Raw genomic sequence first — 12,459 nt, 5'->3', positions numbered from 1 at the left:
ACCACGAATACCACCAAGGTGGTATTTTTAATGCTTGGAAATGGTCCGAGCGGGGCAGCTCCGTCTTTTCCACGCCATGGAACGCTTCTTGCTGAAGGTGTTGAAAAAGCACTAAAAACAAGGAGTTTGCATGGAATCGGCAGCCATGAGCGGTCAGTTTGTTTCCCCCCATATGGCCGGGCGCGGCCCCCGCATGAGCCTGGCCCTGCGCCTCAGGATGAAGCGGGCCTGCTGGCTCAACCGGCGCAGCATCGCCGGCCTGGAGCAGGTGTTCGGCGGCTTTGCCGCCACCCGGGTCAGCCTGCTCCAGCGCTGGGCAGGCCAGCAGTGGTACTTTCTCGAAACCCTGGGCCCACGGCTGGACTGGCGGCAGCCGGCCGCCAACGGCGCCCTGCTGCGGGATCAGTGCCGGGAAAACGGCGACTGCTCCGAGTTGTTCATGCTGTCGGCCGAAGGGCGGGTGCTGGCCTCCAGCCAGGCCGGACGGGAGGGGCAGGCCGACACCGACGCCAAGGTACTGGCCAAGGCCGGGGCCAGACCCTTTCTGCACGGCCCCTACGCGGATCCGGTCACCCTGCGGCTCGGCCCTTCCAGCTCGCGCTTTCACGACGCCATGACCCTGATGTTCTACTTTCCGGTGCGGGTGAAGGACGAGCTGCGCGGCCTGCTGTGCGCCCGGGTGCCGAACGATGTGATGAGTGACCTTATCCAGCGCGAAGCGGGGCACATCTACCCCGATTCGGGCGACAACTACCTGTTTATGGTCGAATCCCGTTTCGACTCGCGCATCGCCCCCGGCACCGCCCTGTCCCGCTCCCGCTTCGAGGACAGCACCTTCGGCGGCGGCGAAAACCTGAAGGAGGGCATCAACACCCCCTGGGGCCAGATCCGCATCCACCACCATACCGAGCTGGAGCTGCGCTTCACCGATCCGGCCACCGGCGAGCTGCACCCGGGCGTGAAGAGCACCATAGAACGCGGCCACAACTGCTTTGTGCGCTACCCGGGCTATGCGGACTACCGCCATATCCCGGTGGTGGGCAAGGGCGTCACCTTCTCCCTGCCCGGCTCGCCGGATCGTTTCGGCATGATGTGCGAGGCGGATCTGGCCGAGGTGTTCAGCCGCCGCCCCCTGGGCTGGCAGCTGCAGGCCGGCTACCAGGCCTGCGTGCTGCCGGTGCCGGCCTTCAACCTGGCGGCGGCCGGGCTGGAGCTGGCGCTCGCCCCCCTGCTGCTGGGCAACCTGCTGATGCTGCTGCTGTCCGGCTGGTGCTTTACCCGGCTGGAACCCAGGCGGTTGTCGCGCCGGCTGAACGAGATGACGGGGGTGGTGCGCACCCTGGCCGAAGGCGAGGGCAACCTGCGCCAGCGGCTGGACAAGTCGCGCCTGGGGCGGGACGAAACCGGCGAGCTGGGCATGTGGATGAACAGTTTTATCGACAACCTGGACGGCATGATGGGCTCGGTGATCGCCATGGCGGAGCGGCTGGAGCAGAGCAACCAGGGGCTGTTCCGGGTCAACCGGCAAACCCAGGATCACTCCCGCACCCTGTCCTCCGCCATCGAGCAGATGCTGGCGGCCCTGGCCAGCCAGCAGCAGCAACTGGATCTGGCCAGCGCCACCGCCGGCGAGATGAAGCAGGCCATGGATCAGGTGGTGGTGCGGACCCAGCAGCAACTGCTGTCGGCCCGGGACGGCAACCAGCGCATCCGCGAGGTGGTGTCCAGCTCGGCGGCGGTGGTGCGAAGCCTGGACGGCCGGGCGACGGAGATCGACGACATCGTTTCCGCCATCAGCGACATCACCAAGCAGACCGAGCTGCTGGCGCTCAACGCCGCCATCGAAGCTGCCCGGGCCGGGGAGTTCGGCCGGGGCTTTTCGGTGGTGGCCGACGAGGTGCGCGCCCTGGCGGCCCGCACCGCGGTGGCGGCGGAAGACATCCGCCACAAGGTGGAAGGCATGCAGGGGGAAACCCGGGCGGCGGTGGCCATGATGGAAAACGGCGTGGCCGAGGTGGATCAGGGCCTGCGTCTGGTGGACCAGGGCGGCGAGGCGGAGCAGCGGCTGCAGCAGAAGGTGGAGCAGATGTTCACCGCCATCCGGGACATGGCCGAGACCCGCGAGCAGAACCGCCAGGCCACGGCGCTGATCGCCGATCTCACCGAGGAGATGAATGCGTCCTTCGGTGAGCTGCAGCGCAGCACCGAACAGGTGAAGGGCACCGCCTTCGGCCTGCAGCAACTGGTGGGCAGCTTCGAGGTCAGCCGGGGCGCTGGTACGACGCGACCGGCATGACTCAGTCGAAGTCGACGGCCCGGAAGTGGGGGTTGTCGGTAAGCGCCTCCATGCGGGTCAGCTCCGCCAGCCGCACCAGTCGCTCGGCCCCGTCGGTGCCCAGCAGCAGGCACTCCTGCCGATCCCCGTCGCGGCGGGTGTCGAGGGCGATGCCCGTCAGCTGGTGGCCCGAGGCCAGGGTCAGCCGGATCCGGTAGCGGTACAGGCAGGCGATTTCGAGGTAGTCATGCTGATCGCAGCTCATCATGGTGTGTTCCTCCGGTTCAGCCCAGGTGCTCCAGGGGCAGGGCGGTGTCCTGCTTGATCCGCCGCAGCACAAAGCTGGAGCGCACCCCGGTCACCCCCTCCAGCCGGGTCAGCTTGCCCAGCAAAAACTGCTGGTAGTGCTCCATGTCGCGCACTATCACCTTGAGCTGGTAATCGGCCTCGGTGCCGGTGATCAGATCGCACTCCAGCACCTCGGGAAACGCCAGTATGGCCGCGTCGAAGGCCTCGAACCGCTCCGGGGTGTGCCGGTCCAGGGAGATGTGGATATAGGCCTGCAGGGTCAGCCCCAGTTTGGCGGCGTTGAGCCGGGTCACGTGATCGAGGATAAGGCCGGCTTCTTCCAGCGCCTTGACCCGGCGCGAGCAGGGCGAGGGCGACAGGCCGACCCGCTCGGCCAGCTCCAGGTTGCTGATGCGGCCGTGGCGCTGCATCAGCTCCAGGATGCGCCTGTCGGTGCGGTCGAGTTGGAGGAGGTTGCTCAAGAATCTGTCCTTATGGCAATAACTGTTCTTAATGGATTATAGGTGGGGAGAGTTATTGCGTTAAGGGGCGGAAATGACTTTATCTTTGCAACCACTCGCCCCGGCTTTGGCGCTACTATGGTTCCATCTTCTGGGACAGGCGGACCGACACCCTCGGACCCTGCCGCGAACCGGGCTTATCCCCCCGGCCAGCCCCACCGAGCACACCAGGCCTTATCGGGCGGGTAGTGTGGACCGGCGCCACCAGCACCGGGTGTAGCGGAAGCAAAGACACGGCCGATGCCGGCATTAAAAGAGCGCCTCGAGCGCTCTTTTTGCGTTTGTGCGGCCACAAAAAAGCCCCGGCGCTGGCCGGGGCTGTAGAGGTGCCGGGGCGCTGTGCTTACAGCTGCGGGCCGGCGGCCACCAGGGCCTTGCCCTCGGCGGTGTCGGTGAACTTCTCGAAGTTGTTCACGAAGCGCTGGGCCAGATCCAGGGCCTTGGCGTCCCAGTGGGCCGGCTCGGCGTAGGTGTTGCGCGGATCCAGGATGGAGACGTCTTCCACGCCCTGCAGTTCGGTGGGGATGGCCACGTTGAAGTAGGGCAGGGTCACGAAGTCGGCGTTTTCGATGGAGCCGTCGAGGATGGCGTTGATGATGGCACGGGTCGCCTTGATGGAGATCCGCTTGCCGGTGCCGTTCCAGCCGGTGTTCACCAGGTAGGCTTCGGCACCCACCGCGTCCATGCGCTTGGCCAGCACCTCGGCGTACTGGGTCGGGTGCAGGCTCAGGAAGGCCGCGCCGAAGCAGCTGGAGAAGGTGGGGGTGGGCTCGGTGATGCCGCGCTCGGTACCGGCCAGTTTGGCGGTGAAGCCGGACAGGAAGTGGTACTGGGCCTGGTCACGGGTCAGCTTGCTCACCGGCGGCAGCACGCCGAAGGCGTCGGCGGTAAGGAAGATCACCTTCTTGGCGTGACCGGCCTTGGACACCGGCTTGACGATGTTGTCGATGTGGTGGATGGGGTAGGAAACCCGGGTGTTCTCGGTTTTGCTGCCATCGTTGAAGTCGATGCTGTTGTCGGCCAGCACGGTCACGTTCTCGAGCAGGGCGTCGCGGCGGATGGCGGCGTAGATCTCGGGCTCGTTTTCCTGGCTCAGGTTGATGGTCTTGGCGTAGCAGCCGCCCTCGAAGTTGAACACGCCGTCGTCGTCCCAGCCGTGCTCGTCGTCACCGATCAGCTGGCGGTTGGGGTCGGTGGACAGGGTGGTCTTGCCGGTGCCGGAGAGGCCGAAGAAGATGGCCACGTCGCCGTCCTGACCCACGTTGGCGGAGCAGTGCATTGAGGCGATGCCCTTGAGCGGCAGCAGGTAGTTCATCATGGAGAACATGCCTTTCTTCATTTCGCCGCCGTACCAGGTGCCGCCGATCAGCTGCATGCGCTCGGTCAGGTTGAAGGCCACGAAATTTTCGCTGTTCAGGCCCTGCTCCTGCCAGTTGGGGTTGGTGCACTTGGCGCCGTTCATCACCACGAAATCGGGCTCGAAGCCTTGCAGCTCTTCCTCGGTGGGACGGATGAACATGTTCTTCACGAAGTGGGCCTGCCAGGCTACCTCGGTGACGAAGCGCACGGACAGGCGGGTGTCCGGGTTGGCGCCGCAGAAGGTGTCCACCACGAACAGCCGCTTGCCGGACAGCTGGCGGGTAACCAGGCCCTTGAGGTGTTCCCAGGTGTCGGGGCTCATGGGCTTGTTGTCGTTCTTGCCCTGATCGGCCCACCACACGGTGTCGCGGGTGACGTCGTCACGCACTATGTATTTGTCTTTCGGAGAGCGGCCGGTAAAGATGCCGGTGTCCACCGCAACGGCGCCCAGACTGGTTACCACGCCCTTTTCGTAGCCTTCTAAATCTGCACGGGTTTCTTCTTCAAACAACTGGTCGTAGGAAGGGTTGTAAAGGATCTCGGTTACGTCGGTAATACCGTATTGGGAAAGGCCTAATTGTTGCGCCTTGGACGTCATTGTTATCTCCTGGGTACAGAGGGGTTGGGTAGCGATCGTTATTAGTGTTGTTTTGGAACAAGAGAATATCAGTTATCAGGCGGCGTTTAGGGGATCAGCTTCAAAATTTGCAATTTTGCGCGGCGAATTAAGCAAAAAGGGGCGAAATGCCCCTTTTTGTTATCCCGAAATGTTAATGCAATGTCGGCGGATTATTAAATAATGTCTGTAAATCAGCGGCATCGAAACGATAGTGCTGGCCGCAGTAGTCGCAGTGCATTTCCACTTTGCCGTGTTCTTTCACAATATCGTAGGCTTCATCCCTGCCCACCTGCAGCAAGGCCTGCTCGCATTTTTCCCGGGAGCAGGTGCACTGGAAGCTGACATCCTGGGGATCGAACACCCGCACCGCCTCCTGGTTGTACAGCCGGTACAGCACCTCGTGGGCGTCCAGGTGCAGCAGTTCTTCCGCCTTGATGGTGTCGGTGAGGGTTTCGAGGTGGGCGAAGTCGTTCTCCTGTTCGGCGTTGCCGGCGGGCAGCGCCTGCAGCAGCAGGCCGGCGGCGAGCTGCTGGCCGGCATGGGTGTCGGTGAACAGCCAGATGCGGGTGGCCAATTGCTCCGACTGGGCGAAGTAGTTTTCCAGGCTCTTGCCGAGGGAGTCGGCGCTCAGCTCCACTATGCCCTGGTAGCGTTCGCCCTCGTCGGGAGTGATGGTGATGGCCAGGTAGCCCTTGCCGACCAGGTCGGCAAGCTGGTTGCTGTCGGGCACCAGCCCTTCCCAGCGGGCCACGCCGCGCAGCTGTTGCCGGTGGTCGCCGTTGACCACCGCCAGTTTGACCGGGCCGTCGCCCTGCAGCTGCACCGTGATGTGGCCTTCGAACTTGAGGGTGGCGGTGAGCAGGCTGGTGGCGGTGAGCAGTTCGCCCAGCAGGCGCTGCACCGGCGCCGGGTAGGCCTGGGCGGCCAGGATCTGGCGGAAGCTCTGCTGCAGTTGCACCAATTCGCCGCGCACCTGGTGGTGGTCGAACAGATAGCGGTGGAGTTGATCGGTCTTGGTCATAAGGGATCCTGTATGCTGGCTCAGTCGCCTTGTTTGATTTTAAGCAGGGTGCGCCTTTCCTTCTTGTCCGGCCGGCGTTCGGGGCTGGGCGCGAACTGGGTGTTGAGCTTGCGGGCCTCGGCGTTCTGCTCCCGCTTGCGCAGGCTCTCCGGGGTTTCCCGGTACAATTGCTGGGCGATTTCCGCCTTGCTCCGGTGCTCGGACAGCGCCAGCACCACCACTTCCTTCTCGTCGTGGCCCTGGCGCAGGCGGATGGTGGCACCCACTTCCATCATCTTGCTGGGCTTGGTGCGCTGGCCGTTGTAGTGCACCTTGCCGCCGTCGATCATTTCCCGGGCCAGGCCGCGGGTCTTGTAGAAGCGGGCGGCCCACAGCCATTTGTCCAGCCGGACGGACAGTTTTTCTCCGTTCATTGCACGCGCTCCCATGGAAACCGAAGCCGGATTATACCAGATGCCCCGGCCGCCGGAGTAGAAAGGGGTGGCAAAAGCATGCTCATGGCCACTTGCGGGCAGACGTTTTTCCCCAGTTGCGATAACCTCTGAATAACGGGTGAACATAACGACGGAACAGGCATGGCGGACGACAAACAGAAACCAGAGATACTGCATACGGAACTGGTGGCCGAAAGCCGCCTGTTCAAGGTGGAATCGGTCCATCTGAAGTTCAGCAACGGCGTGGAGCGGGTCTACGAGCGCATGCGCGGCAGCGGCCGCGGCGCCGTGATGCTGGTGCCGCTGCTGGACGACGAGACCCTGCTGTTGATCCGCGAATATTCCGCCGGCACCCACAGCTATGAACTGGGTTTTCCCAAGGGGTTGATCGATCCGGGAGAAGACGCCCTGGAGGCGGGCAACCGGGAGCTGATGGAGGAGATCGGCTACGGGGCCAGGGAGCTGACCCACCTCAAGCAGGTGACCCTGGCGCCCGGTTATTTTGGCAGTCGCATGGATATTTTGCTGGCACGGAATTTGTATCCCGAACAGCGCGAAGGGGATGAGCCGGAGCCGCTGGAAGTGGTGCCCTGGCCGCTGGGCCAACTGGATGAGCTGATGGCCCGGCCCGACTTCAGCGAGGCGCGCAGCATCTGCGGCCTCTTCCTGCTGCAGGACTGGCTCAATAAAGAGGAGTAACCATGGATATCACTGCCTTGCTGCCAGGCGTCAAGGCGGCGGCCCGGGAGGCGGGCCGACGCATACTGACGCTGTACGACAGCGGCCACTACCAGGCTGAGCACAAAGACGACGACAGCCCGGTCACCAGCGCCGATCTGGCGGCGCACGCCTACCTCGACCAGGCCCTGCGCCGGCTGGCCGACATTCCGGTGCTGTCGGAGGAAGGGGGCGACATTCCCCTGGCCGAGCGCCGCCGCTGGCCGCGCTACTGGCTGGTGGATCCGCTCGACGGTACCCAGGAGTTCATCGCCGGCAGCGGCGACTTCTCCACCATGATAGCGCTGATCGAGCAGGGCCGGCCGGTGCTGGGGGTGGTTTATGCCCCGGTGCAGGATCTGATGTACTACGCGGTGCACCAGCATGGTGCCTTCAAGGAGGCGGAAGGCCGCACCGTGCGCATCCGTGCCCGCCATCACGACCGGCAGGCGCCGCTCACCGGCCTGTGCATCGCCATCAGCCGCCGGCAGGACGTGGACTGGGTGCGTTCCCGGCTGAGCACCAGCCTGGACTACCGGCTGGTGCCGCTGGGCTCGAGTTCGCTCAAGTCCTGCCTGGTGGCGGAAGGGGCGGCCGATCTCTACATCCGCATCGGCCCCACCGGCGAGTGGGACACGGGCGCGACCCAGTGCATAGTGGAAGAGGCGGGGGGAAGGATCCTGGATCTGAACCTGGACCGGCTCAGCTACAACCTGCGCGACAGCCTGATCAACCCCAACTTTATCACCCTGGGGGACGAGGGCCTGCCCTGGCGGCAGATACTGGTGAAACGGGGATAGCGCGGTGCGGCGTCAGCCTTCGTGGTCGGCGCCGTAATCTTCGATTTCGATGCCCAGCTCGGCCATGATGTCCCGGGCCCGGGCGGGGATCTGGTCGGGCACGTCCTTGCGCAGGTCGTCGTCCTGGGGCAGGGGCTGGCCGGTATAGGCGTGCAGGAAGGCCTCGCACAGCAGTTCGCTGTTGGTGGCGTGGCGCAGGTTGTTGACCTGGCGGCGGGTGCGCTCGTCGGTAAGGATTTTCAGCACCTTGAGCGGGATGGAAACGGTGATCTTCTTGACCTGTTCATTTTTCTTGCCGTGCTCGGCGTAAGGGCTGATATAGTCGCCGTTCCATTCAGTCTTCATTATTCACCCGTCGTAAGGTTAAAAAGCCGAAGGGATTGTAACCCCTACATTTTTTATTGGCAATCCAACCACAAAGCCTTGTGGACGTCCGGAAGGCTTGACGGCTTTTTTGTGCTGGGTTACTGTGCGCGTCTTGGAAATTCCGGATCATCAGGCTGCCAGCGTGCAAAGGAGAGGACATGCCCGACTACCAGACCCAGACTTACGCCGTTCGTACCGGCATCGACACCGATACCCAGCATGGTGCCGTGGTACCGCCGGTCTACCTCACCAGCACTTATTCGTTTGCCGATTATAACCAGCCGCGCCAGTTCGACTACACCCGTTCCGGCAACCCTACCCGACAGACCCTGATCGAGGCCCTGACCAAGCTGGAAGGCGGCGCGGGGGCGGCGGTCACCTCCACCGGCATGGGCGCCATCAACCTGATCATCACCTCCCAGCTGCAGGCCGGCGATCTGCTGCTGGCGCCCCACGACTGCTACGGCGGCAGCCACCGGCTGTTCAACTCCCTGGCGCGGAAGGGCAACTTCCGGGTGGAATACGTGGATCAGAACGACCCCGCCGCCCTGGCCGAGGCCCTGGCCAGAAAGCCGAAGATCCTGTGGATTGAAACCCCGTCCAACCCGCTGCTGCGGGTGGTGGACATCGCCGCCCTCTGTGCCGCGGCGAAAGACATCGGCGCCCTCTCGGTGGTGGACAACACCTTCCTGTCGCCGGCGCTGCAGCAGCCGCTTGCACTGGGCGCCGACCTGGTGGTGCACTCCACCACCAAGTACATCAACGGCCACTCGGACGTGCTGGGCGGGGCCGTGGTGGCCGCCGATGCCCAACTGGCCGAGGAGCTGCGCTGGTGGGCCAACTGCCTGGGCCTGACCGGCTCGCCCTTCGACAGCTACCTGACCCTGCGCGGCCTGCGCACCCTGGGTGTGCGCATGCGCCAGCACTGCGAGAACGCCGAGGCCCTGGTGGCCTACCTGCAGGGCCGGCCCGAGGTGAAGGCGGTGTACCATCCCAGCCTGCCCGGCAATCCCGGTCACGAGGTCGCCGCCCGCCAGCAGTCCGGCTTCGGCGCCATGCTCAGCTTCGAACTGGACGTGGACGAGGCGGGCATGAGGGCCTTTTTGCAGCAGCTGCAGCTGTTCACCCTGGCCGAGTCCCTGGGCGGGGTGGAGAGCCTGATCGCCCACCCGGCCACCATGACCCACGCGGCCATGACCGAGGAGGCCCGCGCCGCCGCCGGCATCAGCAACCAGCTGCTGCGGGTGTCGGTGGGGATCGAGGACGTGCGCGACCTCATTCACGATTTAGACAATGCATTCAAGGCGTTAACCAAGTAAATGACCATGCTCCAGAACGACACCGGCGGCCAGCGTCGTCCGGTCCACAAGTTTGGCGGCAGCAGCCTGGCCGACGCCGCCTGTTTTCACCGGGTGGCCGGCATCATCCACAACCTGGCCCAGCCCGACGCCCTGATCGTGGTGTCGGCGCCGGGCAAGACCACCAACCGGCTGATCGAGCTGCTCAGCCTGTTCACCAGCGGTGACAGCGCGGCCCCCGAGGCGCTGGAGGGCCTGCACGGCTTTCAGCGCAGCCTGATCGAGACTACCCTGGACGAGGCCGGCGCGGCGCCTCTGCTGGCGGCCCTGGACGACGACATCCAGACCATTGCCGCCGTGCTGGAAAGCCAACGGCTGGACGATTACCAGCGCAGCCTGATCCAGTCGTTCGGCGAGGTCTGGTCTTCCCGCCTGCTGGCCCGGCTGCTTGCCGGTCAGGGCCTGCCGGCGGCCAGCCTGGACGCCCGCCGCTTCCTGCTGGTGTCCGGTTCGCCGGTGCAGGTGGACGAAGTCGAGTCCCGCCGCCGCCTGGGTGCGATCCTGGCCGGGCACCAGGACCAGATCCTGGTGGTGACCGGCTTTATCGCCGCCGACGCCGAGGGGCGTACCCGGCTGCTGGGGCGCAACGGCTCCGACTTCAGCGCCACCCTGCTGGCGTCCCTGGCCGACAGCAGCCACGCCACCATCTGGAGCGACGTGCCCGGGGTGTTCAGCGCCGATCCGCGGCGGGTGAAGGAGGCGCGGCTGCTGACCCGGCTGTCGCTGCCGGAAGCCGCCGAGCTGGCCCGGCTGGGTTCGCCGGTGCTGCACAGCCGCACCCTGGGCCCGGTGGCCGCCAGCCGCCAGCAACTGATGCTGCGCTGCAGCTACCACCCGGACGACGGCCATACCCGCATACTGCGCCAGCCGCAGCGGGCCCAGGGCGCGCGCATCGTCACCGCGGTGGACGATACCGTGCTGCTGGAGATGAGCATTCCCGCCCGCTATCAGGAGACGGTGGACGCCCTCACCGACTGGCTGACCCGGCGCGAGCTGGCGCCCCTGGCCTGCAAGCGCCGGCCCGAGCGCCGGCTGTGGCAGATTGCCTATACCCGGGAGCAGGCCGAGCAGGCCTTCTCCCTGCTCAGGGATCACCAGCCCGCGGGCAGCTTCGAGGGGCTGCAACTGCGGGAAGGCTTCTCCCTGGTGGCCCTGGTGGGCAAGGGCGTGACCGCCCAGGCCGAGCAGTGCCTGCACTTCTACCACGCCCTCAATGAGCAGCCGCTGGAGTTCATCCAGCCCGCCGGCAACGGCCTGAGCCTGGTGGCGGTGGTGCGCAAGGTGGTGCTGGATCCGCTGCTGCTGCGCCTGCACCAGAGCCTGTTCAGTCGGCCCAGGCGGGTCGGGCTGGTGCTGTTCGGCCGGGGCAACATCGGCCAGGCCTGGCTCAGGCTGTACCGGGAGCAGAAGGCGCGGCTGGAGCAGGAGCTGAACGTGCAGCTCAGCCTCTACGGCGCCTTCGACTCCCGCGGCGGCATGTTGGCCAGCCAGGGCCTGGAGGTGGAGCAGGTGCTGAACGACTTCCAGCCCAGGTCCATCGTCTGGCCCGACTGGCTGGAGGATCTGGAGGAGCACGGCTTCGACAGCCTGGTGGCCCTGGACTTCACCGCCTCCGAGGCGCTGGTGCAGCACTATCCGGCCCTGGTGCAGCGCCATGTGCACCTGATTGCCGCCAACAAGCACGGTGGGGCGGCGGAGCAGGCGTTCTACCTGCGGCTCAAGCAGGGCCTGGCCGAGCACAGGGTGCAGTTTCTCAGCAACGCCACCGTGGGCGCCGGCCTGCCGGTGCAGACCGCCATCCACCAGTTGCGCCACTCGGGCGAGCAGATCCGCGCCATCAGCGGCCTCTTCTCCGGCACCCTGAGTTGGCTGTTCCAGCACTTCGACGGCAGCCAGCCCTTTTCCGAGCTGGTGTTGCAGGCCTGGCAGCAGGGCCTGACCGAGCCGGATCCCCGGGAGGATCTGAACGGCCAGGACGTGAAGCGCAAGCTGGTGATCCTGGCGCGGGAGGCGGGCTTCGACCTGGATCCGGCCAAGGTTCGGGTCAGCAACCTGGTGCCCGAGTCCCTGGCGGCGCTGGACAGGGAGCGCTTTATCGACCGGCTGGACGAGCTGGACCAGCCCCTGGCCGAGGCCCTGGCCCAGGCCCGGGAAGAGGGCGGGGTGCTGCGCCACGTGGCCCGCTTCGATGCCCAGAGCGGCGAGGCCAGCGTGGGGCTGGAGGTGGTGGCCGGCGAGCACGCCTTCGCCCACCTGCGGCCCGGCGACAATGTGTTCGCCATCGAGACTCAGCACTACCGCCAGAACCCCCTGGTGATCCAGGGCCCCGGCGCCGGCCGGGAAGTGACCGCCGCTGCCATGCAGGCGGATCTGTGGCAGTTGCTGACCACCCTGTAAACAAGGAGGCTCCCGCAAGGGAGCCTCCTTTTGCAGAAACGTCCATTATCCGATTTTCCCGGATCTGCCCCTGCCAACACGGCTGCTTAACGGTGGTCACTTCCGTTCTGGTGGTCCATGACCTATTGCACAGGGCTCCCGCTTTTCGGGCATGACAACAGAGCTTCCGTAGCCGGCGCTTCAGCCGCCGGTGAGCCCAGCACAGGGCCTGTCGGTACCCTGCCGTTTGCAGCCTTGCGCCACCTGAAGGGGCGCCTACAGACGCTATCCCGATTAAGGGGGCCATCACGTACTCCGTCAGACT

Annotated in this window: 11 protein-coding genes; 5 read left to right on the top strand and 6 right to left on the bottom strand. The window is 65.3% G+C overall.

Annotated elements, in window-relative coordinates; translation table 11 throughout:
* Window positions 1-130: 130 nt before the first annotated feature.
* Window positions 131-2,296 (top strand): methyl-accepting chemotaxis protein, encoded by a 2,166-nt coding sequence (locus tag AN401_RS18225; protein WP_198401768.1) that lies wholly within the window; start codon window positions 131-133, stop codon window positions 2,294-2,296.
* A gap of 1 nt (window position 2,297) precedes the next feature.
* Here AN401_RS18225 and AN401_RS18220 read toward each other — a convergent pair whose 3' ends face one another.
* The 5 genes from AN401_RS18220 to hslR all read right to left on the bottom strand — a co-directional run bounded on the left by AN401_RS18220 (window position 2,298) and on the right by hslR (window position 6,496).
* Window positions 2,298-2,543: a Rho-binding antiterminator gene (locus AN401_RS18220; RefSeq protein WP_096780111.1), complete on the bottom strand. Its 246-nt coding sequence runs from the start codon at window positions 2,541-2,543 to the stop codon at window positions 2,298-2,300.
* Window positions 2,544-2,559: 16 nt separating this feature from the next.
* The gene (locus AN401_RS18215; RefSeq protein WP_096780110.1) at window positions 2,560-3,045 is read right to left on the bottom strand and encodes an Lrp/AsnC family transcriptional regulator; all 486 of its coding nucleotides are present in this window, start codon (window positions 3,043-3,045) and stop codon (window positions 2,560-2,562) included.
* 382 nt (window positions 3,046-3,427) lie between these two features.
* On the bottom strand, window positions 3,428-5,041 hold the full coding sequence (pckA, locus tag AN401_RS18210; RefSeq protein WP_094039392.1) for a phosphoenolpyruvate carboxykinase (ATP): 1,614 nt from the start codon (window positions 5,039-5,041) through the stop codon (window positions 3,428-3,430).
* Window positions 5,042-5,213: 172 nt separating this feature from the next.
* Window positions 5,214-6,083, bottom strand: coding sequence for an Hsp33 family molecular chaperone HslO (gene hslO / locus AN401_RS18205; protein WP_094039393.1), 870 nt, complete (start codon window positions 6,081-6,083; stop codon window positions 5,214-5,216).
* A 20-nt stretch (window positions 6,084-6,103) separates the two neighbouring features.
* The gene (gene hslR / locus AN401_RS18200; protein ID WP_094039394.1) at window positions 6,104-6,496 is read right to left on the bottom strand and encodes a ribosome-associated heat shock protein Hsp15; all 393 of its coding nucleotides are present in this window, start codon (window positions 6,494-6,496) and stop codon (window positions 6,104-6,106) included.
* Window positions 6,497-6,658: 162 nt separating this feature from the next.
* Here hslR and nudE point away from each other — a divergent pair, with 162 nt between their 5' ends.
* Both nudE and cysQ read left to right on the top strand, forming a co-directional pair.
* Window positions 6,659-7,216, top strand: a complete 558-nt coding sequence (gene nudE, locus AN401_RS18195; RefSeq protein WP_094039395.1) for an ADP compounds hydrolase NudE — start codon at window positions 6,659-6,661, stop codon at window positions 7,214-7,216.
* A gap of 2 nt (window positions 7,217-7,218) precedes the next feature.
* Window positions 7,219-8,034 (top strand): 3'(2'),5'-bisphosphate nucleotidase CysQ, encoded by an 816-nt coding sequence (gene cysQ, locus AN401_RS18190; RefSeq protein ID WP_094039396.1) that lies wholly within the window; start codon window positions 7,219-7,221, stop codon window positions 8,032-8,034.
* A 12-nt stretch (window positions 8,035-8,046) separates the two neighbouring features.
* Here cysQ and metJ read toward each other — a convergent pair whose 3' ends face one another.
* Window positions 8,047-8,379 (bottom strand): met regulon transcriptional regulator MetJ, encoded by a 333-nt coding sequence (gene metJ, locus AN401_RS18185; protein WP_094039397.1) that lies wholly within the window; start codon window positions 8,377-8,379, stop codon window positions 8,047-8,049.
* A gap of 179 nt (window positions 8,380-8,558) precedes the next feature.
* On the opposite strand from metJ, the gene metB reads away from it, so the two are divergent.
* Complete coding sequence (gene metB, locus AN401_RS18180) at window positions 8,559-9,719, top strand: cystathionine gamma-synthase (protein WP_094039398.1); 1,161 nt, start codon at window positions 8,559-8,561, stop codon at window positions 9,717-9,719.
* Entirely contained in the window at window positions 9,720-12,155 is a 2,436-nt protein-coding gene (gene metL, locus AN401_RS18175; protein ID WP_096780109.1) for a bifunctional aspartate kinase/homoserine dehydrogenase II, read from the top strand.
* The last annotated feature ends 304 nt before the right edge of the window (window positions 12,156-12,459 follow it).

This window comes from Zobellella denitrificans (genome assembly GCF_002407485.1).
Lineage (GTDB): Bacteria > Pseudomonadota > Gammaproteobacteria > Enterobacterales > Aeromonadaceae > Oceanimonas > Oceanimonas denitrificans.
Note: the sequence above shows the minus strand (reverse complement) of the source record. Positions and strands in the feature narration are given on the sequence as shown.

Coding starts and splice junctions, on each gene's coding strand:
- hslR (WP_094039394.1), bottom strand. CDS start 6,496: ATGAACGGAGAAAAACTGTCCGTCCGGCTGGACAAATGGCTGTGGGCC.
- hslO (WP_094039393.1), bottom strand. CDS start 6,083: ATGACCAAGACCGATCAACTCCACCGCTATCTGTTCGACCACCACCAG.
- metB (WP_094039398.1), top strand. CDS start 8,559: ATGCCCGACTACCAGACCCAGACTTACGCCGTTCGTACCGGCATCGAC.
- AN401_RS18225 (WP_198401768.1), top strand. CDS start 131: ATGGAATCGGCAGCCATGAGCGGTCAGTTTGTTTCCCCCCATATGGCC.
- pckA (WP_094039392.1), bottom strand. CDS start 5,041: ATGACGTCCAAGGCGCAACAATTAGGCCTTTCCCAATACGGTATTACC.
- metJ (WP_094039397.1), bottom strand. CDS start 8,379: ATGAAGACTGAATGGAACGGCGACTATATCAGCCCTTACGCCGAGCAC.
- cysQ (WP_094039396.1), top strand. CDS start 7,219: ATGGATATCACTGCCTTGCTGCCAGGCGTCAAGGCGGCGGCCCGGGAG.
- AN401_RS18220 (WP_096780111.1), bottom strand. CDS start 2,543: ATGATGAGCTGCGATCAGCATGACTACCTCGAAATCGCCTGCCTGTAC.
- nudE (WP_094039395.1), top strand. CDS start 6,659: ATGGCGGACGACAAACAGAAACCAGAGATACTGCATACGGAACTGGTG.
- metL (WP_096780109.1), top strand. CDS start 9,720: ATGACCATGCTCCAGAACGACACCGGCGGCCAGCGTCGTCCGGTCCAC.